Annotated in this window: 17 protein-coding genes and 2 pseudogenes; 13 read left to right on the top strand and 6 right to left on the bottom strand. The window is 45.8% G+C overall.

Annotated elements, in window-relative coordinates:
• Positions 1 to 273: 273 nt before the first annotated feature.
• On the bottom strand, positions 274 to 2,592 hold the full coding sequence (locus tag MiSe_RS21445; RefSeq protein WP_226584757.1) for a GumC family protein: 2,319 nt from the start codon (positions 2,590 to 2,592) through the stop codon (positions 274 to 276).
• Positions 2,593 to 2,959: 367 nt separating this feature from the next.
• Here MiSe_RS21445 and MiSe_RS21440 point away from each other — a divergent pair, with 367 nt between their 5' ends.
• The 10 genes from MiSe_RS21440 (at position 2,960) to MiSe_RS21395 (ending at position 16,400) form a co-directional block, all read left to right on the top strand.
• Positions 2,960 to 4,228, top strand: coding sequence for a glycosyltransferase (locus MiSe_RS21440; protein WP_226584755.1), 1,269 nt, complete (start codon positions 2,960 to 2,962; stop codon positions 4,226 to 4,228).
• Between the two features lie 64 nt (positions 4,229 to 4,292).
• On the top strand, positions 4,293 to 5,639 hold the full coding sequence (locus MiSe_RS21435) for an oligosaccharide flippase family protein (RefSeq protein ID WP_226584753.1): 1,347 nt from the start codon (positions 4,293 to 4,295) through the stop codon (positions 5,637 to 5,639).
• 382 nt (positions 5,640 to 6,021) lie between these two features.
• Complete coding sequence (locus tag MiSe_RS21430; protein ID WP_226584751.1) at positions 6,022 to 7,014, top strand: class I SAM-dependent methyltransferase; 993 nt, start codon at positions 6,022 to 6,024, stop codon at positions 7,012 to 7,014.
• Between the two features lie 146 nt (positions 7,015 to 7,160).
• Positions 7,161 to 8,561: an O-antigen ligase domain-containing protein gene (locus tag MiSe_RS21425; RefSeq protein WP_226584748.1), complete on the top strand. Its 1,401-nt coding sequence runs from the start codon at positions 7,161 to 7,163 to the stop codon at positions 8,559 to 8,561.
• Between the two features lie 51 nt (positions 8,562 to 8,612).
• Complete coding sequence (locus MiSe_RS21420) at positions 8,613 to 10,376, top strand: cellulose-binding protein (RefSeq protein ID WP_226584746.1); 1,764 nt, start codon at positions 8,613 to 8,615, stop codon at positions 10,374 to 10,376.
• 379 nt (positions 10,377 to 10,755) lie between these two features.
• Positions 10,756 to 11,805: a class I SAM-dependent methyltransferase gene (locus tag MiSe_RS21415; RefSeq protein WP_226584744.1), complete on the top strand. Its 1,050-nt coding sequence runs from the start codon at positions 10,756 to 10,758 to the stop codon at positions 11,803 to 11,805.
• Between the two features lie 104 nt (positions 11,806 to 11,909).
• Positions 11,910 to 12,881: a glycosyltransferase family 2 protein gene (locus MiSe_RS21410; protein ID WP_226584742.1), complete on the top strand. Its 972-nt coding sequence runs from the start codon at positions 11,910 to 11,912 to the stop codon at positions 12,879 to 12,881.
• A 57-nt stretch (positions 12,882 to 12,938) separates the two neighbouring features.
• Entirely contained in the window at positions 12,939 to 15,086 is a 2,148-nt protein-coding gene (locus MiSe_RS21405) for an NAD-dependent epimerase/dehydratase family protein (RefSeq protein WP_226584740.1), read from the top strand.
• 22 nt (positions 15,087 to 15,108) lie between these two features.
• Positions 15,109 to 15,477 carry a glycosyltransferase family protein gene (locus MiSe_RS21400; RefSeq protein WP_226584738.1) on the top strand — a complete coding sequence of 123 codons (369 nt, stop codon included), beginning with the start codon at positions 15,109 to 15,111 and terminating at the stop codon, positions 15,475 to 15,477.
• Between the two features lie 341 nt (positions 15,478 to 15,818).
• On the top strand, positions 15,819 to 16,400 hold the full coding sequence (locus MiSe_RS21395; RefSeq protein WP_226584736.1) for a serine O-acetyltransferase: 582 nt from the start codon (positions 15,819 to 15,821) through the stop codon (positions 16,398 to 16,400).
• Positions 16,401 to 16,413: 13 nt separating this feature from the next.
• On the opposite strand, the gene MiSe_RS21390 is transcribed toward MiSe_RS21395, so the two are convergent.
• On the bottom strand, positions 16,414 to 17,067 hold the full coding sequence (locus tag MiSe_RS21390) for a class I SAM-dependent methyltransferase (RefSeq protein ID WP_226584734.1): 654 nt from the start codon (positions 17,065 to 17,067) through the stop codon (positions 16,414 to 16,416).
• A 116-nt stretch (positions 17,068 to 17,183) separates the two neighbouring features.
• Between MiSe_RS21390 and MiSe_RS21385 the strand changes: the two are divergent.
• Positions 17,184 to 17,402 (top strand): annotated as a pseudogene (locus tag MiSe_RS21385) (serine acetyltransferase); the annotation flags it as partial.
• 454 nt (positions 17,403 to 17,856) lie between these two features.
• Here MiSe_RS21385 and MiSe_RS21375 read toward each other — a convergent pair.
• Together MiSe_RS21375 and MiSe_RS51090 are read right to left on the bottom strand one after the other, a co-directional pair.
• Positions 17,857 to 18,425 (bottom strand): annotated as a pseudogene (locus MiSe_RS21375) (transposase).
• A 221-nt stretch (positions 18,426 to 18,646) separates the two neighbouring features.
• The gene (locus MiSe_RS51090) at positions 18,647 to 18,775 is read right to left on the bottom strand and encodes a hypothetical protein (RefSeq protein ID WP_264196621.1); all 129 of its coding nucleotides are present in this window, start codon (positions 18,773 to 18,775) and stop codon (positions 18,647 to 18,649) included.
• 768 nt (positions 18,776 to 19,543) lie between these two features.
• Here MiSe_RS51090 and MiSe_RS21370 point away from each other — a divergent pair.
• Both MiSe_RS21370 and MiSe_RS21365 read left to right on the top strand, forming a co-directional pair.
• Positions 19,544 to 20,368 carry a WecB/TagA/CpsF family glycosyltransferase gene (locus tag MiSe_RS21370; RefSeq protein ID WP_226584732.1) on the top strand — a complete coding sequence of 275 codons (825 nt, stop codon included), beginning with the start codon at positions 19,544 to 19,546 and terminating at the stop codon, positions 20,366 to 20,368.
• A 125-nt stretch (positions 20,369 to 20,493) separates the two neighbouring features.
• Positions 20,494 to 21,690 (top strand): glycosyltransferase family 2 protein, encoded by a 1,197-nt coding sequence (locus MiSe_RS21365; protein ID WP_226584730.1) that lies wholly within the window; start codon positions 20,494 to 20,496, stop codon positions 21,688 to 21,690.
• 97 nt (positions 21,691 to 21,787) lie between these two features.
• Here the strand turns inward: MiSe_RS21365 and MiSe_RS21360 are convergent, their stop codons facing one another.
• Positions 21,788 to 22,051 (bottom strand): hypothetical protein, encoded by a 264-nt coding sequence (locus MiSe_RS21360; RefSeq protein WP_226584728.1) that lies wholly within the window; start codon positions 22,049 to 22,051, stop codon positions 21,788 to 21,790.
• A gap of 81 nt (positions 22,052 to 22,132) precedes the next feature.
• The gene (locus MiSe_RS21355; RefSeq protein WP_226584726.1) at positions 22,133 to 22,831 is read right to left on the bottom strand and encodes a pentapeptide repeat-containing protein; all 699 of its coding nucleotides are present in this window, start codon (positions 22,829 to 22,831) and stop codon (positions 22,133 to 22,135) included.
• Positions 22,832 to 22,859 lie beyond the last annotated feature (28 nt).

Here is a 22,859-nt window from a genome sequence, read left to right as displayed (position 1 = left end):
CCGTGAGAAGATATATTGAGGAACAGCGTCACCATGACACTACTTGACGGGACTTAAAAGTCCCGGTCGCACTACATCCCCGACCTAAAGGTACGGGGTTTTGTGCTTCTCGTCTCGCTTGATAAAAGAACACAAGCAAATAAGGGATGGGAGTAGAACGCTGGTGCTAACTATGACGTCAAGTTGGTTGGATTAATTGCCCGAAATAGGTAGAGTTCCTAGTTGCGCTTTAGCGAAGATAGCGCAACTAGGAACAAGCGTTTTTATTATGAGTCAAATCGATTTGCTATTCATTTCTGGAAGAGAAGGCTGGTGGGAATCTAATGGGAGTTTTTCGCTAAGTCTGGAAGTTGGGTGGCGATTGTCAGAGGAGGCAGCAGCGGACTTTGGTTTGGCATAATTAGCAACTACACCCAGGGTTGATAAGCGAAAAGTGTTTAGCTGACTAATGGCTTGCATGACTGCGGATTTTTTAGTTTGTTTGACGCCTACCACCAGCAATATTCCATCGGTATGGGTAGCGATAAAGCTGGCATCCATAAAGGTAAGCAGATTAGGCGTGTCGTATATAACTAAATCGAAGTTGGACTGAAGTTCATCTGTCAGATGCTGCATCCCAGGAGAGCCGAGTTGTTTGGGAGAGTCTGGTAAAGGTTGTCCAGCAGTTAACACAAACAAATTCTCGGTTTGGTGGGATCGCTCGATGAAAACATTAGGTGATAATTTGTGGTTAAGCAGGTCGCAAAGTCCCCTGTGGTTTGGTAAATCTAACCAGAGGTGAAGCTGAGGACAGCGCAAATTAGCGTCCACTAAGAGGACTCGCTGACCCGCCTGTGCTGCTGCATAAGCCAGATGTAAGGCAATTTTAGACTTGCCATCACCAGCGGTAGCCGAGCAAACTGCTAACGAACGGACTGGTGGAGCGGAATAGAGAAAACGGAGGTTGGCATAGAGAGAGTCGAAAGCTTCTACAAAAGCAGAACTATTTTGATGGCTGTCGTTAATTTTGGGCAGCCACTTCAGCAATGCCATTGACTTTGGTGTTTTTTCTTTCTTTTTATCGAGTGGAATGGCTCCCAAAAGCGGCACTTCCATCGCATCTTTAATGTCTTCAACTGTGTAAAACATATTGCGGAACTTCTCTAGGAGAATAGCCGCCAATAGCCCCAAAACCAGTCCTCCTCCTACTCCCATCATTAGTTGCTTTCTATTACTCTGGGGAGCCGCAACCGGATTTCCAGCAGCATCGCGCTCAATTTGAGGATCGGAAATGAGTTCCCACGGCACGTTTTTTTGTGCTGCTTCGACCCGCAGTGTTTCTCGCTGAGTCAGAAGTTGGTTTAGCGTCTGGTTTGTAATTTCCAATTTCCGTTCTATATCATTATACTGACGAGCAATAATTGGAAATTGCTTTGCTTGTTGCTCAAAAGCATTTCTAGTTTCTGCCATTGCCCGAGTCCGAGCCTCTAGCAGTTGAATTTGGTTAGCCGTCTTAACCATTTCCTCAATTAGTCTTACCCGAACCTCATCTTGGAAAGATAATACTTGGGGGTTGCTGGCTTTACTTGTTGCATTTCGTCCCAAAATTCGCTGGTTTTCTTGATTCATTAATCTGAGTAAGTTTTGTCTTTTTTCCTGTAAAGCTTGAATGTTGGGGCTATTAGCCGTGAAGCGAACGGTTTCTGTTGCAATTTGACTTTCTACTTCCTGTAACTTTTGTAGCAATGCCACCCGGTTGGGGTCTTTACTTAACGCTGATGCTGCCAGTGCTTCGTCTGGCGTTAGCTCTAATTGTCTCTGAAGATTTGCATACAAAATTTTCTGCTCTTGCAGCTGCCTTTGAGCTTCTAATTGGTCATCCCCTATTTTACGAACTTGCTCGAATAAGTCGCTGCCCTGTGCTTTTGGATCGATGAGGGTGTATCGTTGTTGCAGCACTTGCAACTGTCCCTGAAATTGATTTACTCTATTTTGCAATTCAGGCATTTGGTCGTCAATAAATTTTATCCCTTCACTGATGCGCGTTTTTCGTTCATCTAGACTGTACTTCAAGTATTTTTCAGCCGTTTTCCTCAAAACCAAATCAACTTCTTTGGGATTTTCCCCCTTATAGATAACCTCGATAATCTTAGTTTTGGTAAACGAATCTTCACCGATGCGTTGAACTATTAGTCCTTTTTTAAGTTGATTCAAGCCAAACTTAGGAAGCTGGGTTTGCACTTGCTCGGCAATGGCAGATAGCATTGCCGGACTCTGTAAAATCTGTAACTGAGTTGGATAGTCGAGGCTAAAAACCTTATCATCAGGTAGTCCTCCCCCACTGCGCGTGAGTGTGGTGGGTTCAGACATTTTGGCTTCAGATGTTACTGGTTCTACTAAAAGCCGAAAACTGCCTTCATAGATGGGGGGTTCTTTGCCGCCGGAAAGCAGAGCGGCAAACATGACTACCCCCGCCACCCCGGTAACCAACAACGCTTGCCGCTGGAATGTCCTTAAAAACGGACGCAGATTCAACCCTTTGGAAGGCGGAGCGTTAAACTCCTCTAGGTCTTCCGATGGTAATTGCTGCAATGCTCTGCTATCTTTAACCATTTGTCAATTTCTACGCAGATTTGCTGACTCAGCCTGCCACTGACTCAATCTACCGTCACTATACAATTATGTCTTGACTCTGATTCGGCTTGACCGACTCACATCGAGTATAGGTTAGGAAGATTGTGGGTGGCTTTTCCTTTGGGGGGAAAACGATAATATCTTTATATTGTCACTTTTGAGAGCGGGTAAAAAAAGTGACAGGGATCGCTCCCATTCTCCCTGTGGTATGAAAATGAAGAAAAGCTCGCTAGTGCAGAACGATCGCGCCTTAGATCCTAGTATAATTATAAAGTTACCTGAAAAATAAAATCCTCTGGCTGTCGCTTGCCTATAATTTGGCTGTGACATGCCTATAATTTGGCTGATGACTATAGCTTACCTGGTTAATCAGTATCCCAAGGTCAGCCACAGCTTTATTCGGCGAGAAATCGCCGGTATGGAAGCTTGCGGCCTTCAAATTGTAAGGTTTGCCCTGCGCTCGTGCGGCTCGGAACTGGTGGATGAAGCAGACAAAATCGAACTGGAAAAAACGCGAGTCGTTCTGGAAGTAGGGATTGCAGGCTTACTTGTTAATCTGCTCTTGACGGCTTTAACTCGACCTGTTGCCTTGTTAAAGGCTTTGTGGCCAATGCTACAAACCAGCAAGCGGTCAGAACGTAAGATTTTGTATCATTTGGCCTACCTGGCTGAAGCTTGCGTGGTGCTGGGTTGGTGTTCAAAGTTGAGCATAAAACACGTTCACGCTCATTTTGGAACCAATTCGACCACGGTAGCAATGTTGTGTCACGCGCTGGGCGGGCCAACCTATAGTTTTACGGTACACGGGCCGGAAGAGTTCGACAGGCCGTTAGGGCTGTGTTTGGGAGAAAAGATTAAGCGAGCGGCGTTTGTGGTGGCGGTAAGCTCTTTTGGTAAAAGCCAGGTGTTAAGGTGGTGCGATCGCCAGCATTGGTCAAAAATCCACGTCGTTCATTGTGGCGTAGACGAGATATTTTTAACCCAACCCCATACCCCAGTACCAGAAACTCCCCGCTTAGCCTGTATTGGTAGACTGAGCGAACAGAAGGGTCACCTGCTCTTGCTCGAAGCAGCCGGTCGGTTAGCAGCCGAAGGTTTGCAATTTAAGCTAATCTTAGTAGGCGATGGCCCCTTGCGACCTGAAATTGAAACTTTAATTTCACAACTGGGTCTTCAAGACCAGGTCGAAATTACTGGTTGGGCGAGTAACTCTGAAGTTCAGCAACAGATTCTAGCGTCGCGGGCAATGGTTTTACCGAGTTTTGCCGAAGGGTTGCCAGTAGTGGTGATGGAAGCGCTAGCATTAGGGCGACCAGTCATCAGCACCTGTGTTGCTGGAATTCCCGAACTGGTAGAACCGAATGTCTGCGGTTGGCTAGTGCCAGCTGGATCGGTCGCAGCCTTAACGGAGGTGATGCGCGTCACATTGCAGTCCCCTGTGGAAAAGCTAGAACAAATGGGTCGCGCTGGGGCAGAGCGCGTCGCATTGCAGCACGATGCCGCTAAGGAAGCAAGCAAATTGGCAGCTTTGTTTTGCTCTAATATCGAAAAGTCCCCGCTTGGTGACTCACCAAGCGTTATCTATGCCAACATCTACCCTAATAGCATTAACTGAGTACTGATGCGTAAAAATACATTGCTCCCCCACAAGTTTGGGTTCCCCACTCGGAGATGCGATCGTGACATCAATTAAACAGCTGGCAATTCGAGGGGCAGCTTGGACATTTGCTGCCTACGGGATGAGTATGATACTGCGACTTGGCAGTAACTTGATCCTGACTCGTCTGCTCTTGCCAGAAGCATACGGCCTGATAGCCTTAGTTTATGTGTTCATAACCGGGCTGCACCTGTTCTCAGATGTTGGCATCGGTCCGAGCATCATTCAGAATAAGCGCGGGGATGACCCAGCTTTTCTCAACACGGCTTGGACAATACAGGTGGTTCGCGGCTTTTGTCTGTGGGTTGGTAGCGTTTTGCTTGCGTGGCCAGCTGCCCAATTCTACAATGAAACCCGGCTGTTGTCGTTGCTGCCGGTAGTTGGTTTGAACGCAATTATCTCTGGGTTCAACTCTACTGCCGTGTTTACGCTCAACCGGCAAGTAGCGATTAGTAAATTGGCAATTTATGAGTTAGCGGGACAAATTACGTCGATAACTGTAACGATTGTCTGCGCTTATTTCAATCGAACAGTCTGGGCTATGGTAACCGGGGGTTTTGCATCGGCATTGGTTCAAATGGTTTGGAGCCATCGTTTATTTCCAGAACAACCTAACCGCTTTGCCTGGGAGCGAGATGCAGTCAAAAGTATTTTTTCGTTTGGGAAGTGGATCTTCGTTTCAACAGCTCTATATTTTTTCGTTTCCCAATCGGATCGGATGATTTTAGGCAAATTAATCCCGCTTGAAATGCTGGGAATTTACGGCATTGCTTTTACCCTTGCCGACATACCGCGCCAAGTCATTTTAGCTCTCAGTAACAAAGTGATTTTTCCATCTTTTGCCAAGCTTGCTGACTTGCCTCGCGAAACGTTTCGAGCCAAAATTATCAAGAGCCGCAGACTTATGCTTGTCGCTTTAGCCGCAGGCTTGTCGTTGATGATCGGGTTTGGCGATCGCCTGGTTTTTATCTTGTATAAAAGCAATTACCACGAGGCGGGTTGGATGGTGCCGATTATTGCTCTGGGGATATGGCATACCTCGCTTTATTTTACAACCTTTCCCGCGCTTTTAGCCCTGGGAAACGCTCGCTATAATCCTCCAGGATCCCTGTTGGCTTTTATGACTATTGCCATTGGATTACCCCTGGCATTTTCCCAATTTGGCCTAGTTGGGGCTATGTTCGTAATCGCCTTTTACGATCTTCCTCTGTACGCGGTAAACATGTACGGTCTTTGGCGTGAAGGGTTGATTTGTTTGGGACAGGATCTTGTGGCAACTGCGCTGTTTTTGCTATTACTAAGCTCTGTGGTGCTAGTGCGATACATTTTAGGTTGGGGGCTTCCTATAAACCAAATACTTCTTCAATGAGTCGGAAAAATATATATAAACCTACCATGAACAAAAACCTCTCAATTAGCGAGCATAAAAATGGCTGGTACAAGACTAATTTTTTGATTAATATCATGTCCGCTTGTATCGGTAGCGTATCACCAGCACTACGTGCCGCTGCTGCGCTAATACCAGATACCCCTTTCCCATCAGGGAGAGGGGGCAAGAACGGAATTTTACACAACCGATGCTAGCGGAAAGGATATTAAATATATTATATTTAAATCTGATTTATATATAAAACACGAACAAATTTGCCAAAAAATGGTGGAGATATTAACGAAAGTGCGTAGGCGGTGTTGAGAAAATGTATAAAAGACTATGAAAAACTATTATTAAAAAATAAAACCATGTAATCTGGATGGAGGCTGAAATGAATGTTTGTGCAATTTGTAACAATAAAACTGGCAATAAAACTTATGTTGTCAAAGAAATGATGTTTGGATTCAGAGATGAATTTGAATATTTTGAATGTGCCGAATGTGGATGCATACAAATTAAAGAAATACCGGAATATCTGTCAAAATACTACCCGGATAATTTTTACTCTTTTAAAGAAAAGACATATTCAAAGGTAAACTCGATCGAGTCATTTCTCAAGCGTCAGAGGATGAAATATCTTATTTATGGAAATAAAGAAATCGGGATTTTGCTTTCAAAAATCCTAATAAAAATATATAAAACACCCATGGCGGATTATTACGAATGGTTCAGAAAATTACAATTACCGCTAGAATCAGAAATTTTAGACGTAGGTTGTGGTTCTGGAAACCTTATACTCCAGATGCGATCGGATGGATTTACTAACCTTACAGGTGTCGATCCCTTTATCAAAAGTGATATTTTTTATGAAAACGGTGTTAAGGTTCTTAAGAAGTACTTACACGAGATAGAAGGTTCGTTTGACTTTATTATGTTGAACCATGCTTTTGAACATATGCCCCAGCCTTTATCTGTGTTAAAAGAATTATATCGTATGGTGAAGAAAAATAGATATGTTTTAATTAGAATTCCTGTAGCTTCTTCTTTGGCTTGGCGAAAATATGGCGTTAATTGGGTTCAAATTGATGCGCCGCGGCACTTTTTTTTACATACGACTAAAAGTATGGAAATCTTGGCAAATAAAGCTGGGTTTAAAATTGCGGATATCGTATTTGACTCGCACGCTTTTCAGTTTTGGGGCAGCGAACAGATTCTTGGAAATATAGCCATAACGGAGAGTGCATCTTATGCTGTAAATCCCGATAAATCTATGTTTTCAAAAGAACAAATTGATGACTTTAATTCTATGGCTAAGCAACTAAACAAGGAGAAAGATGGTGATGCAGCAGGTTTCTACTTATACAAAGAATAAAAAATAATTAAAGGCTCATATTCCCAAAATATCAAAACTAAACAAGGCAGGCTAGGTGGCTTTTAAACATGTTTAAGCTTTGATGAAAAAGATTACTCGTGCAGTTAACTTAGTTTTTAAGGTCGTGGCAAACGAAGCCCATACCTATGTATAGTCCCATAGCTTTACTCGCTGCAATTGCCTGGATTCCAACCGTTCTTTATTTGTTCCAACGGTTTCCGCCTCAGCGGGCAGTAATTGTGAGTTTTATCGCGGCATGGCTGTTCCTCCCAGTAATCAACTATACCTTACCGGGCATCCCAGACATCACCAAGATGAACACAACTTGTTACGGAATTTTGTTGGCAACCGTGCTATACGATGCGGGACGGATTACTTCGTTTAAATTCGGTTGGCTTGACCTGCCGATGCTAAGTTGGTGCCTATGTCCGTTGGCTTCATCGATCGCTAACGACCTGGGTTTGTACAATGGATTTTCCTCTGTTCTCGATCAAACTATGACCTGGGGAGTGCCCTATTTTCTGGGGCGGATATATCTTGCTAATCTGGCGGGGATGCGCCAGCTAGCAATTGGTGTTTTCATCGGCGGGCTAGCCTATGTTCCTCTGTGCATATATGAAGTACGCCTCAGCCCGCAACTGCACCTAATGATTTACGGCTACTACCCTGGTGGAGTGGAGTACTTTATTCAATCAATGCGTGCAGGGGGATTTAGGCCGATGGTGTTTATGAACCACGGTCTTATGGTGGCCGCGTGGATGATGGCTGCAACACTGACTGGGATTTGGCTTTGGAAAAGTGGAACCATCAAGCATGTCTGGAACATACCAATCCAAAGGCTTGTAATTGTTATGCTAATCACCTTTGTCTTGTGCAAATCCTCTGGTGCTTACATTTTGCTGGTATTAGGGATCGTCCTGCTATTTTCTTCCAGTTGGTTGCGTACCGCCATTCCGGTGTTTCTTCTAATATTAGGCATGTCACTTTACCTCTACCAAGGAGTAACCGGAACTGTTTCTGGCGAGCAAATTTATGACATGGCGGTCAAGATAACTAATGAAGAACGAGCCGAATCGTTAAAGTTTAGACTCGATCAGGAAATACCCCTGTCAGAGAAGGCAAGGCAGAGGATAATTTTTGGCTGGGGAGGATTCGGACGCAACCGCGTAATCACACGGGACTGGAAAGGAGATCTGGTAGATAAATCAGTTACCGACAGCTTGTGGATTATTGTGTTTGGTGTCAACGGTGTGGTCGGGCTGGTTAGCATAACAGCATCCATGTTACTACCTCCTGCAAGCTTGTTTATACTACGTTATCCAGCTAGTACTTGGTTTCACCCCAAAGTAGCACCCGCAGCTGTGCTGGCGGTGGCCTTGATTTTGTACATGCTCGACTGTATCATCAATGCCATGACTAACCCGGTGTTTGCGCTTATCAGTGGGGCAATATCAGGGCTGGTGCTGAAAGAGGCAAGAACCAATCAGGTTACGGGAACGCGCTTATCGCCATCCAGGCGTTCCCTAGCTCAAGCAAGACCAAACTAGCCTAATTGACTGACTTGAGGCCAACCTATAACCGCCAAGGTAGTTAAATCTATGTCTATATTCAATTGGCTTAAAAAAACAAAAATATTAGCCTTTTTAGTTGGAATATTAATCAGTGTAATTTTGCTGCAATTTTCGACAGTTTTTAATAATTTAACCCAAAATAATAAGGCAAACAATAAGATAGCTGTGGCCAGCAATATTCCTAATTTAAATTCCCCTTTAGGAATTGGTCTTAGTGGTATTGCTGACTGGTCAACTCAGTTGCCCTTTCTGGATGCTTTCAAATCCTCTAGACAATGGGTTACTCAATGCGTGACTGGAACTCCTGGCTGTAATGGAGAATGGGATACACAGGAATATAATCTGTTAAATCTGGACGAAAATGGCTGGGTTAAGTCTCTACCAACTCCAGAAGAGGCTCCTAAATATACTCGTGTAAGTACTTTGTTATTAAGGGATATACCCAATCGTTATCCTTCTGGAAAATATGTGGTTTTGTATGATGGGGAAGGCACGATTGAATATGGTTTTGATGCCAAAAAAGATTTGGCTGCTTCAACTCCTGGAAGGGATGTGCTGGATGTGGATTCAAAAGGAGGCGGCGGTATACTGTTGACGATCGCTTCTACCGATCCCAAAAAGACAGGTAATTATATCCGTAACATCAGAGCAGTTAAGGCTGAGGATGAAAAGAATTATAAAACTGAAATATTTAACCCGATTTTTATAGAAAAGATTAAAAATTTTAGATCCTTGCGTTTCATGGAATGGATGGGAACAAATAATTCAAACCAGAAAGAATGGCGTGACAGACCTCGAATAGAAACGGCTTCCTATGCAACTAAAGGAGTCCCGATAGAAATAATGGTGGCTTTATCTAATAAAGTCAAAGCTGACCCGTGGTTCAATATGCCACACCAGGCTAACGATGAATATATAACTAAGTTTGCTCAGAGAATTAAAGAGAGTTTAGCTCCTAATCTAAAAGCTTATGTAGAATTTTCTAATGAAGTTTGGAATTGGCAATTTAAACAATCTCATTATGCTTTAGAACAAGGGAAAGCTAGGTGGGGGCAAGATAAAGCAGATGCTTTTTATCAATGGTATGGTATGCGTACTGCTCAAATGTGCGAGCTGTGGAAAAATGTGTTTGGTAATCAAAGCAATCGAGTCGTCTGCGTGCTCAGTACTCAAAGAGTATATAAAGGTTTAGAAAATTACGCATTAGAATGCTCATATTGGGTAGCAGAAGGTAATAAACCTTGTTATCAACACGGTATTGATGCTTACGCTATAGCTGGCTATTTCAGTGGAAATTTGGGTGCGCCTGAAAATTACAGCACAGTAGAGTCCTGGATAAATGAACCGGATGGTGGTTTTGATAAAGCCTTCAAGCAATTAAGATACGGGGCTTTACTTGGGGGGTTTAAAGATAGCTTGCCGGATGTTTATAATGATTTTATCTATCACGCAGATGTAGCCAAAAAGAAAGGTCTTAAATTAGTTGCTTATGAAGGTGGTCAGCATATTGCTGGTGCTGGAGGAGTAGAAAATAACGAGAAAATAACCAAATTTTTTATAGAAATAAATAGACGCCCGGAAATGTACGATCTCTATACACAATTACTGAATGATTGGAAAAAAGCTGGAGGAACCCTGTTTATGCACTTGGGGGATATAGGTCAACCGAGTAAATGGGGAAGCTGGGGAGCTTTAGAATATGTAGAGCAAAACGGCTCGCCTAAATACAATGCTTTGATGGAATTTATTAAGAACAATCAATGCTGGTGGGATGGCTGCCAGAGGAATTAAAATCAACTGCAATCATTAGTCATTAATGGAAATTTGATGGCTGAGGGCATGGTTTGAAATAGTCCAAGTGTAATTATTAGGTGCAAGCAAAAATCCGCGAAGGACTTTGCCGCAGCGTGCCGGAGGCATTAGCATTTGGGTAGAAAAACCCTGATGATACCGAAAGCTCGGATCGCAAATACTTCCCCCCTACAGAGAAAAAGTGATTTTTGCAATAATTATAATAATGAGGCGGAGAAAAAAATAACTTGATTGAAACAATGGAGGTGAAATTAGAATTTTAATTATGAATAAAGTATTTAGAAAATAATCAAGGCAATATATTAACATCAAAAAAAATATTTTGAAAGAAACAAGGTTGAAAAAATTTAGATAATATATGGGAGGACATAATCTAGATAATGCTCTGGTGAAGAAAATGGACTATAATAGTAATTTGCATAAATCGCTTTCAATAGATAGGGTTGTAGAAACCTATGGCGAATGGACTGCCATGTCTATCTACCTCGGCGACGATCAATACACGCTGATGCCTGGGAAAGTTGATTATCGGCTTCGCCGTCTGGTTCAAGTAGCCTCTGATTTGGTCGGTAAACCCCTGAACCAGATCCGCGTCCTGGACTTAGCCTGTCTGGAAGGTCATTATGGCATTGAGTTTGCCCTGCATGGCTCAGAGGTAGTGGGGATAGAAATCCGCGAAGCGAACCTTGAAAAAGCACGGTTTGCCAAACACCATCTCAAACTGGATAACCTTTATCTGTATCAAGATGACGTGCGTAATCTGAGCAAGGAGAAATATAGTTCGTTTGATCTGGTGTTGTGTTCGGGAATGCTATATCACCTCAAACCGCCTGATGTATTCCAATTCGTCAAGAACATTTACGAAGTCTGCGAACGAGTAGTTCTGTTCGATACTTTCATCAGTCTGAGCGATCGCAAGAGCGTCGAATTTGAAGGTAAAACCTACTGGGGCTTGGATTATGTCGAACACCCCGAAGAGGCAACAGCGGAAGATAAGAAACGAGATTTGTGGGCATCGATCGATAATACGATTAGTTTGTGGATGACCCACGCTTCCCTGAGCAATTTAGTGGCGCATGTCGGTTTTACGTCGTTCTATGAATGCTACGTTCCGACAATGCCAAATAACCCCACAGACCGTAAAACTTATGTAGCGATCAAAGGCAAACCAGTGAAACTGCTGTCTTCGCCGGTCACGGAGCAAACTCCCCACGTGGACATTCCCGAAAATGAACCCAAAAAAGTTCATCCCGCACAAATCAAGCGTAGTCCGATTTTCCAATTTGTCAAAAAAACATTCCCTCAGCCGGTCAAAGACATGATTAAACCTGTTTTACGGTCGCTGAGATTACTGGAACAGGATCAGACTCCGGAATTTCTGAAAAAACAGGCCAAGTCTGATAAATAGCTGCTTGAGGGATGGGAAAAATTACAGACAAGCTCAAAAGCAGCCAGCGATCGCCAAGGATGAATTCAATTAACGGAAAAATGCTCTAATAACAGGAGATTCAGGTGAGTAGCTTGTCTGAGAAAATTGGAGTAGTTGCGATTGGACGCAACGAAGGCGATCGCTTAATCCGCAGCCTAGACTCGGTTGTCCGCGAGGCTTGCCCAGTGGTGTACGTAAACTCCGGTTCTACTGATGGAAGTTGCGAGGTGGCACGCGATCGCAACGTTGAAGTAGTCGAACTGGACATGTCAGTTCCCTTCACTGCGGCAAGAGCGCGCAATGCTGGTTTTGAGCGGCTGCGCGAAAAATACCCCCAAGTCGAGTACGTCCAGTTGATCGACGGAGACTGGGAAGTTGTCCCAGGGTGGCTCGAAGCTGCCGCCGAAACGCTCGACAATAACCCCGATGTAGTTGCCCTATACGCTTGGCGGCTGGAACGTTATCCAGCTGCCAGGGTCTACAATCGGATTTGCGATGTAGAGTGGCGCAGTGGCTCAATAGGAGAAACCAAAAGCTGCGGCAAAGATGTGATGATTCGCGCCGCAGCACTCGCAGCAGTTGGAGGTTACAACCCCAGGGTTATTGCTGCCGAAGATGACGAATTGGGCGTGCGTCTGGGTCAAAATGGTGGAAAATTAGGGCGAATCGACCAAAATTGTACTCGGCACGACGCGGACATGCATCGACTATCCCAATGGTGGGCCAAACGTTGTGGCTATGCTTATGCCCTGGTTTGCCATATGCACGGGGCTTTGCCAGAACGCAAGTTGATCAAAGACTTGCGCGATACCTGGCTTTGGGGGTTAATTGTACCCTCAGCCGCACTGGTGTTGATGATTCCTACTCATGGAATTTCCCCAACTGCCTTCGGGCGCTATCCGCTGTCGGCATGGCGGACAATTGATAAAACGCAACGGCAGGGGTTTTCATGGAAAGATAATATAGCGTGGGGGCTCTCTTGGGCGATGTCGGTGTTCCCTCAAGCCTTTGGCGCTCTCAAGTTCCACCGCGCGCCTGCAAAACAAACAGCATGAAATGATTGAGTACAAGGCTGCTCAAGCACCCGCGATCCAACCAACTGGGAGATAAAAATGGCTGCTAGCAACAAACATAGCAAACCTATCGCCGTCGCCCTCCTGGGCGCTGGCTATATTAGTGACTACCACTACTCGGCGCTGCGCTTGTTGCCCAATGTTGAGGTGCGAGCAATTTGCGACTTGAACCGCACCCTGGCGCAGCAGTTCGCCGCAGCAAAGGGGATATCCAAAGTCTATGGGGACCTGGGCGAAATGCTAGCCCAAGAACAGTTGGATGTCATCCAAATCCTGACGCCGCCCCACGTTCACTTTCCCACAGCCTGCCAAGCGATCGAAGCAGGCGTTGACGCCCTGATCGAGAAGCCGCTTTGCCACACAGTTGCCCACTGTCAGGAGTTGCGCCAGCGTGCCGCAGCCGCCGGTAGGGTAATCGGGGTCAGCCATAATTTCCTGTATTTTCCAGTCTATGAAAAGTTGGTGTCCGATCTGCGTAGCGGTCGGTTAGGGCAGATCGATCAGGTGGACATCGTATGGAATAAAGAGCTGGGACAGCTTAAGGGCGGGCCGTTTGGAGCCTGGATGCTCCAAACACCAAAGAATATTTTATTCGAGGTGGCTCCCCACTCCTTCGCCCACCTGGTTCATCTTTTGGGTCAACCCGACTCGCTCTCGGTCGATGTGCGCGACAAGGTAGAACTGCCTCAAGGGCTAGAGTTTTACCGTCGTTGGGAGATTCGGGGATGGAAGGGTAATACCAGTATCCGGCTGCGTTTTTCGTTTATTGATGGATACGCGGAACACTACATCCACGTGAGGGGAACGAACGCAGCAGCACGGGTTGACTTCGAGAACAACACCTATGTTTGCCAAGAGCATACACCTTATCTACTCGATCTGGATCGCTTCGCTAATGTAGCCACAACAGCCAGGGACTCGCTACTCCAAGCAGGCGGCACTTTGGGTAACTCGGTGCTATCCAAGATGGGTCTATTCAAGGCAGCGAAGCCATTTCCCTACAGCATCGCGCGGACGGTTGAGAGCTTTTATAACGGTCGGGGAGGTAAGCTGGACGAGCGAGTCGATCCGGCAATTGGCGAGGCGGCGGTGGCACTGGCAGAGTGGGTGGCACGGGAAACCGATGTGCCGATGCCTGAGAAAACACTATCGGTTCCCAGCCCCTTGGTCGAGCCTCCCGCTCAAAAATCTACAGTACTTGTCCTCGGCGGTACGGGTTTCATCGGTCGGGCGTTGGTTCGCCGCCTGCGTCAGGATGGTTATGGGGTGCGGATACTCGCCCGCAATCCCAGTAGCTGCCCGCCGGAATTAAAAAACCTTCAGGTGGAAATTGTCAAGGGCGATTTCACCGATCCCAAAGCAGTAGCGGCGGCACTCGATGGGATAGATTATGTTTACCATTTAGCGCGGGGCAACGGGAAAACCTGGAGCGAGTTTCTTCAATCTGATGTTGAACCTACGCGCAAAGTTGGCGAATTGTGCCTGGAACGTGGAGTCAAGCGGTTGTTCTACGCATCGTCGATTGCGATTTACTATGCAGGTAAAAACGCTGCGACCATCACCGAAGAAACTGAGCCTAACGCAGGTATAATGCGCGCCGCCCCCTATGCGCGATCTAAAGTAGAGAACGAGCGCTCGCTGCTCGAACTTCACCGCCAAAAAGGTCTGCCCTTGGTCATCTTCCGCCCAGGCGTCGTACTCGGTAGCGGTGGTAGTCCCTACCACTGGGGCATTGCCGCTTGGCCCTACAATTCGGTGTGCAGCCTGTACGGTGATGGCAACAATCGGCTCCCGATCGTGCTAGTGGATGATGTAGCCGATGCAATGGTGAGGGCGATTAACGTACCCGGAATCGAGGGTGAATCTTATAATCTCACCAGCACTGCCTGTATTACCGCCAACGAATATCTTAATGAGTTCGAGCATAAGGCTGGCATTAAGTTACGCCGCGTGCCTACAGCAGCTTGGAGGGTTTACACGTCGGCGATCGCCAAGTGGGCAATCAAAAGCATCGGACGCGACCCCAATGCTGCGTTCCCCAGCTATGCTGATTGTGAGGGTCGCAGCTTTGCTGCTTTGTTCGATTCCTCCAAGGCGGAGCGTCAGCTTGGCTGGTCTCCCGTTAAAGAGCGCGAGACTTTGATTAAAGAAGGCATACATGTCCCTGTTAACGAGTCCTTGAGGTAGGCGTGACCCAATTATTACCCGTATGTATAATGCAATACAGGTAAATAACCCAAGCCGTTTGCTTGCAGTCATCCTTAACTACCGAAGGTCAAAGCCAACCGTTGACTGCTGGCGATCGCTCCTCAATGAAGTGCCAAGTCTCCCCGACACCCGCGTTATAGTTTCCGACAACGCTTCTGGCAACGGATCGGTCGAACAAATCAAAGCCGCCTTTGAAACCGAAGGTAGGAGTTTATCAACTCTCATCCAGACGTGGGAATTGCTGGTAGCCGCCGGGAAGACCCCGACGGCACGCCGCAGTGTTCTGCTTTTCGCTGCTATACACTACTCAGCGATCTGGATTCCGGCTTACGTCTTGGTGCGGTATCAAAATTATTGGCAAAGTGGCTAGTTTGGCCTCTTGGTCTTTGGGCTTTGCTGTCTGGCGGCTGCGCCTTTGCGTTCAAGGCAAACCGGATAACGATCCGCCAAACTTCCTGAGTGATTTTATACGTAATAACGCAAGTTGCTAGTTATAAACTTTGGCGTTGCTAATTGCTAATTGCTAATTGCTAATCTTGGATTTTTACCAATCTCGCCATTAGCCATTAGCCATTAGCCGCTCCCAGAGAGATAACTAGCAACTTGAGTTAATAGCGTGTTATCTAAGGGAAATGTCTTAACTTCTGCGCGCCTTACGCAGTAGTTAAAAGAACTTTGTCACCGAAATAGTGAAGCAGCAAAGATAACTTTATGGTCACGCAACCCGAATTGATTTCAAGTGCCAACGAGTCAGAAACTCCAGAGCTTGGACTGTGGGAACAAATCAAAGAAGATTGGATTGCTCACGGACGGGATTGGACGCTGCCGGGATTTCGAGCCGTTGCGGTTCAGCGGTTTGGTGTGTGGAGAATGAAAATTGAACCGAAGCTACTGCGGGCGCCTTTTAGCATTCTCTACCGGATGTTGTATCGAAAAATTCGCAATACTTATGGGATTGAGTTGCCTTATACAGTGAAGCTTGGTCGCCGCGTTATTTTTGAACATCAACATGGTATTGTTATTCATGGATATTCCGAGATCGGCGATGATTGTTATATCCGGCAAGGTGTCACTATCGGAAATCGTTATTTGGATCGCCCGTTTGAGGCTCCGAAATTAGGCGCTCGCGTCAATGTCGGTGCTGGTGCAAAAATCCTTGGCGACGTGACGATTGGCGATGATGTCAACATCGGTGCCAACGCCGTCGTTCTGAAAGATATTCCCTCCGGTATGACGGCGGTAGGCATCCCCGCTAAAATTATTAATGCTGCCAAATCGCCAGATATCACCTGAGTTGGCAGCGGATTCACCTTGGGAAAGGTCGATAAGCCGAGTAAGATTTTTCAAACAGGAATTGGCGCTCAACATACATCTCGGCATCGGGAAAAAGTTGATGCATTCGTTGCCTAGAAAGAACACGTGTTTGTTTAATAAATTCTGCCCAGGCTGGTAATTTTTCTTCCCAGGAACGCATGAGGCGATCGCGCACCCAATTCGGTAGTTTCCAGTAATAGGGCATACCCGTATGGCATTCAATCGGACAGCGATCGCTCGGCGTCTGTATCCAATAAGCCTTGCCTAGTCTGTGTACTTCAGCGGCGAAGGCAGCCTGCTTTTGTTCATTTCCAACGTGTTCGATCACCGAGTTACTAAATACTACGTCGAAAGATTTATCCTTAAATATTCTGGATAGATCCGTCGCATCACCTTCGACAAACGTAATGTTTTTGACTGGGTTAGTTGAGTTAAACGAACCGGGTAGATTCACTAATGCGATCTCGAAGTCATGGTCAAACAACTGCCATATATAAGGTGTTCCTCCCAAATCGAGTATTAGCGCTTGTTTTGGGGGTTTTACCAAATCTAGAAAACTCGCCGCCATCCGTTGCCTGCGCCAAGCTTGTACGATCGACTTGCTTGAGTAGGCACGAGACGAAATCTTGCGGATCAGAAGCTGCATATTGCGATTGTTCCTATGGTTGTTATAACGCACCTGTTTGAGCAGCGGGAGCGCTCACCATTTGCATAAGTCAGTTTTATCCCCGCAGGTTTTCCCCTATTATCGGCGATAATTGAACCATCGGAAATCCTGATTTGGATCGCCCGCTTGAGGCTGCGAAATTAGGCGAGCGCGTCAACGTCGGTGCTGGTGCAAAAATCCTTGGGGAGGTGAATATTGGAAATGATGTCAACATCGGTGCCAACGCCGTCGTTCTGAAAGATATTCCCTCCGGTATGACTGCGGTAGGCATCCAGGCTAAAATTATCAGCGCTCCCCAATGTAGGGACACCTGAATCTGTTTGTTTCTCAGATTCTTTACCGCTCTTCTGTCACTCTTGGCAGCGAAAAACTGAAAATCCTGTGTTTGAAGAGGTCGAGTAACAGCGCTAGGGAAGAAATTCATAATGGCAATCAACCGAGAAAAACCTGTTAACAAAGCCGGAATTAGAAATACTTTCAACCAATGTTTAATCAAATTAAACAATACAAAAGGTTGGAGAATTAAGCGGAGATTATTCAAGTGATTTTTCCAGCCACTGCCTTGATTCCAGTCGGGATGGTGGGAAAAGAGCGGAACAATCGAAGCAGCACTAGCTGTGTCATGAGAATCCCCACAAGGATTACAATCGGTCAACCCCGCAGGTCGTAAGGGGTTGACCGATTGTTGTCACCCCGTCAGCTTTTGCCGTCAGCGCTAATCCACATCAGGGGTCATTGACCTAAGTAAGTGTCCGAGAACCAGGAAGACTAGGGCGTGTTTTCCAACTCTAACCACAACAAAATGCAGGCGCTCGCGAGCATAGCGGTATAATTTGCAGCTAGCTTTTCCGCTCGGGTAGCGAACTGGCGAAATTGCTTGAGTCGGTTGATAGCACGTTCAACAATGTTGCGTTGACGGTAGATTTCACGGTTAAAAGGACCGTGACGTGGCTGATTTGAGAGTCTTGGAATAGTCAAACGAATACCACGACTTGCAGGTAATTACGGATGCGAAGACCCCTATAGCCCAAGTCTCCAACTAATCTCAAAGGACGGATACTTGGGCGACCGCGACTAGGACGTTGGACTGCTGGGCTTTCTCAGACTCGCTGCCAAATTTCAGCTTTTTGCCACCGATAAAACCTAGTGGCCACGCTTTCCCACTTTCCATAACGTTCTGGCAGGTCTCGCCACGGCGCTCCAGTTGTTAGTATGCACAGGGTGCCCTTGACAACCTGTCGGCGATCGTGATTTGGCTTACCCGTTTTCGGTTTCTGCGGTGGCAGTAGCGGTTTTAACCTCTCCCACTGCTGATTACTCTCGTCCCCTCGATGCATCAACACAAAAGAAGAGCGCTCGCGCCTTTTTCAGGATATAACGAGTTTGAAAACACGCACTAGGAAGCAATTCTGAGGAATCCCTACCCTCAACGAAGTAGGGTAGGGAGGATGTCAAAAGTCCAGTCTTTGTGATATATAGATTTCAATCGCGCCAGATCGATTTGAGACCGAGGGCTAATTTCGTCTGAATGTCTGTTGGTTGGCTTCTGCGAGCTTACCTAAACTTTGAGTTGACGGACAATTTGGTAAGGATTCCGGTGGCGATCTCGTTGGCGATCCCAAACCCGACAAGATGGCGCACTCCAGCTGCCGTACAGTCTTTGCTTGTGCAACGCTTTGTTATCCAAGGGCGCGTACCCATAGACCCTCGTCGAGGAATCTAGCATTCAGGCTCAAAGCGTAGTGGAAAATTAACCATCAACTGCTGTCGTCTGGGGGAGTCGGCGGGAGCGATTCCCCGAACAGTCGATCTATAACCGATTATGGGAACATAGAATGTAATACAGCTACTTTTACCTATATTGCGATGGCGAATGGTATAAATCGATGCGGCTTCCTCCTTTTTGTTTGGGGATTCCGGCTGATTTGATTTAGGCCATCATGGTTAAAAGGCTGGCGAGAAATCAAGAAAGAATTTTTCGCTCGCTCCTGCCATCTCCCTCTCTCTCCTACCAATAAATAACTTTACAGCAACAATGTTGCGCCTCAGTATAACAGTGCTATAATTGTTGTATAAATAAATACGGTTTTTTCCTGGCTGGGTTACCTAGTTCCGGGGGAAGCAAAGCAGCTTAACGCTCATGATATGGGAAATACCCCTAAAAAAAATAGTTAGGGAGACTACCGTAGATCTACACATATAAAAAATGCTCATATTTAAATGATCTTTAACACGAGCTGGATTGACTAAAATTGTATTGTAGGGGAACCTCAGTATAATTGAGTAAGCACAAAAAAGAAGAGGAGAAAATATCAGTGAAACCAATAAATATAAGCTGAACAAGACTAATGAATTGCCAAAATGGAGGCGGTGAAGTTAAAACAAAACTAGATTTGTCCGTATTACGATCTACCTAAATGTTGGAAAGCAAGTTAAAAGGTTACCGGGGGTAAAAATGAAGCGAGTCAATATTCTCAATGCATCTATCGACAACTTATCCAAACAAGAGTTACTGGAAAAGCTAAACGAACAGGGTGGAATAGTCGTAACACCGAATGTAGACCATCTGATGCTGATGCAAAAAGATGCAGAATTTTATAAGATATACAACCAGTCAAATTATAAAGTTTGCGATAGCAAAATAATATTTTATGCATCCAGATTATTAGGATGTCCGATTCGGGAGAAAATATCAGGTTCAGACTTTTTTCCAGCTTTTTACGAACACAACAAGAAAAATGAAGAGATTAAAATTTTTTTAATGGGAGCGCAGGAAGGAGTAGCGAAAAAAGCCCAGGAAAGAATTAATCAAAAAGTAAAAAGAGAAATAATTGTGGAGGCGTATTCGCCTTCGTTTGGGTTTGAGAAGAATGAAAAAGAATGCGAAAAGATTGTGGATAGAATTAATAATTCAGGAGCGACGGTACTGGCAATAGGAGTGGGTACGCCTAAACAAGAAAAGTGGATTTTCAAATACAAAGATAGGCTAAAGAATATAAAAATATTTTTGGCAATTGGAGCAACCATTGACTTTGAAGCTGGCAATAAGGTAAGAGCGCCTAAGTGGATGAGCGAGTTAGGAATAGAGTGGCTGTATCGGCTGATGCAAGAGCCAAGGCGTTTGTGGAAAAGATATTTAGTAGAAGACCTACCTTTCTTATGGCTGGTGTTCAAGCAAAAGCTCAACCTATACAAAGACCCGCAGTATCAAGAATGGGTACCCGATTGGTCAACACAATGTCAGGAGAAGAAGTTTGAGAAACCGTCTCAGGTGAGTTGAAGAATCGGGAGAAAACTCAAGGGGGTGCTTTGTTGCTCCTATTAAGTCCGAGTTTGATCACCCTGGTTTGAAACAACCTACTCGCAAGGATTTTTACTAGACTGGGATTATTAAGCGTACAGCCCGTGTTCTTAGTTAATATTGTTCTTTTAGCGATCGCCCTGGGACTCCTAGTTCCGATCGGGGTTCTGTTTATAGAATGCAGTGCAGCCTTATTGCCCAGTCAAACGAAGGGCAATAAGATTGAAGGCATACGACCTCGAATTGCTGTATTGGTTCCAGCTCATAATGAAGCCAAAGTAATTGGTACAACGCTGTTGAAATTATTGCCACAGTTAACAGCTTCAGATCGGCTGGTAGTAATAGCTGATAATTGCACTGATGGAACGGCTGCGATCGCTGGCAACTGCGGCGCAACGGTAGTTGAAAGGCAGGATCTCGATCGCCGAGGTAAAGGCTATGCCTTAGACTACGGTATGCGGTTCATCGAAGCAGACCCCCCCGACGTAGTCGTGATGATCGATGCAGATTGTATCGTCGATCCCGGTACAATCGATGGCATAGCCCGAAGAGCGATGAATACAGGACGCCCGGTTCAGGCAACCTACCTGATGGAACAACCCGCCAACCCAAACCCAAAAGATGCGGTTTCTTCCCTAGCTTTTCTGGTCAAGAACCTAGTCAGAACGCGGGGATTGGAAAGACTGGGACTCCCCTGCTTGTTAGGTGGGACGGGAATGGCGTTTCCTTGGTCAGCGATCCGAGAAGCACCCCTAGCCAGCGGTAATATTGTTGAAGATATGCAGCTAGGGTTGGATTTAGCGATCGCCGGACATCCTCCACTATTTTGCTCCCAAGCTAGAGTCACAGGCGTTCTCCCCCAGCAAAACCAAGCAGCAAAAAGTCAAAGGACGCGTTGGGAACATGGTCACTTGCAAACCCTGCTGAAGCAAGTGCCGCTATTGCTTAAAGAGTCACTTCGTCAAAGGCGATTTGATTTGTTGGCGATCGCGCTAGAATTATCCGTGCCGCCCCTCTCGCTTTTAGTCATAATGTGGCTAGCTGCCTTTGGATGCGCTCTATTAGCGGCAAGCTTAGGATTGGGATCAACGCCAGCAATTTTATTAGCAGCAGAAGGATTGCTAATTTTAGTCTCAATTGTGGGGGCTTGGGCTAAATTTGGACGAGCCGACTTACCGCTTTTAACACTTTTGGCAGTCCCTTTTTATGTCCTTTGGAAAATTCCCCTGTACCTGGCTTTTCTAGTGCGACCTCAAACAAAGTGGATACGCACCGAACGGGATGCAGTTGATGCTAAATAGTTATTTGCTAATGGCTAATGGCTAATGGCTAATGGCTAATGGCTAATGGCGAGTTGATTCAAAGCCATTTGCTATTAGCCATTAGCTAGCTGGCGATTTATTCCGGAAAGCTTGCCCAATCATCCCAGCGAGATGGATCGATGTCAGGCGCAGAAGGTCTTTGTGCTGCATTGGCAGACATTTCCCACTGGGGTGGTTCTTGGGGTGGTTGGGGAGGTTGCTGGGTTTGCTGGTGCTGCTGGGGAGCAGTGGGTTTATCCCTTAACTCGCTTTCTAGCTCAAAAGCCATTTGCTGCATCAAACGCACTTTATCTACTGGCGAAAGTTGCTTGGCTAGGTTCAGAACTTCATGTAAATTCACGAGATTTTCTCAGTCACTTGAGCCAAATTGTACCACCGTTGACCGCGATCGCTATTTTATTTGGTTTTGTCCCCCACAAGCTTATTCTTGTACCTGAGAATGCTCGCTATGAGCAATTTTCAAAGGAATTTTCAACTCTTCGAGTGGCTGCCTTATGTGGATGAGGGATGTTCCTACCAGGCAAGATGCGGCTAAATTCACCCCATCTAAATTAGCGCCTTCTAATTCAGCACAAAGCAAATTAGCCCCATGTAAATCTGCTCCAGCTAGATTCGCCCCCCGCAAGTCTGCCTCTTCCAAATTAGCATAGCTCAAGCTAGCGCCGCGCAAGTCGGCGCGACTCAAATCAACTCCTAAAAGATTAGCGCCTGTAAGATTCGCCCCGCGCAAGTCCGCACCGCGCAAGTCCACCCCCTGCAAGTTTACGCTCATCAAATTAGCACCGCTTAAAAAAGCACCGGCAAAAGACGCTCCAGTCAGTTTTGCCCCCATTAAATTAACGCCTCGGAGGTTAGCACCTCGCAAATCAGCACCCGTTAAATCAGCTTGTATTAAGTTTGCACCTAACAGGTTAGCCCGTAAGTCAGCCGATGCTAAATTAGCACCTAAAAGATTAGATCCTTCTAACTTTGCCCCTTCTAATTTCGAGCCGCAAAGATTTGCACCGACGAGGTTAGCACCCGCCAAATTAACGCGACTGAGGTCGAGATTTGATAAATCTTCGTCTTCTAAATCTGCCCCAGGCAGAGGTTGAATATTGCCCGATTTTATAGCTTCCATAGCTGGTAATGGGTAACTTTTGACTAAA

This window comes from Microseira wollei NIES-4236 (genome assembly GCF_020521235.1).
Taxonomy (GTDB): domain Bacteria; phylum Cyanobacteriota; class Cyanobacteriia; order Cyanobacteriales; family Aerosakkonemataceae; genus Microseira; species Microseira wollei.
Note: the sequence above shows the minus strand (reverse complement) of the source record. Positions and strands in the feature narration are given on the sequence as shown.

Excerpts from the sequence above, each read along its gene's own strand:
- MiSe_RS21405 (WP_226584740.1), top strand. The coding sequence starts at position 12,939 with ATGGCTGCTAGCAACAAACATAGCAAACCTATCGCCGTCGCCCTCCTG.
- MiSe_RS21425 (WP_226584748.1), top strand. The coding sequence starts at position 7,161 with ATGTATAGTCCCATAGCTTTACTCGCTGCAATTGCCTGGATTCCAACC.
- MiSe_RS21415 (WP_226584744.1), top strand. The coding sequence starts at position 10,756 with ATGGGAGGACATAATCTAGATAATGCTCTGGTGAAGAAAATGGACTAT.
- MiSe_RS21395 (WP_226584736.1), top strand. The coding sequence starts at position 15,819 with ATGGTCACGCAACCCGAATTGATTTCAAGTGCCAACGAGTCAGAAACT.
- MiSe_RS21440 (WP_226584755.1), top strand. The coding sequence starts at position 2,960 with ATGACTATAGCTTACCTGGTTAATCAGTATCCCAAGGTCAGCCACAGC.
- MiSe_RS21370 (WP_226584732.1), top strand. The coding sequence starts at position 19,544 with ATGAAGCGAGTCAATATTCTCAATGCATCTATCGACAACTTATCCAAA.
- MiSe_RS21400 (WP_226584738.1), top strand. The coding sequence starts at position 15,109 with ATGTATAATGCAATACAGGTAAATAACCCAAGCCGTTTGCTTGCAGTC.
- MiSe_RS21420 (WP_226584746.1), top strand. The coding sequence starts at position 8,613 with ATGTCTATATTCAATTGGCTTAAAAAAACAAAAATATTAGCCTTTTTA.
- MiSe_RS21390 (WP_226584734.1), bottom strand. The coding sequence starts at position 17,067 with ATGCAGCTTCTGATCCGCAAGATTTCGTCTCGTGCCTACTCAAGCAAG.
- MiSe_RS21430 (WP_226584751.1), top strand. The coding sequence starts at position 6,022 with ATGGAGGCTGAAATGAATGTTTGTGCAATTTGTAACAATAAAACTGGC.
- MiSe_RS21355 (WP_226584726.1), bottom strand. The coding sequence starts at position 22,831 with ATGGAAGCTATAAAATCGGGCAATATTCAACCTCTGCCTGGGGCAGAT.
- MiSe_RS21445 (WP_226584757.1), bottom strand. The coding sequence starts at position 2,592 with ATGGTTAAAGATAGCAGAGCATTGCAGCAATTACCATCGGAAGACCTA.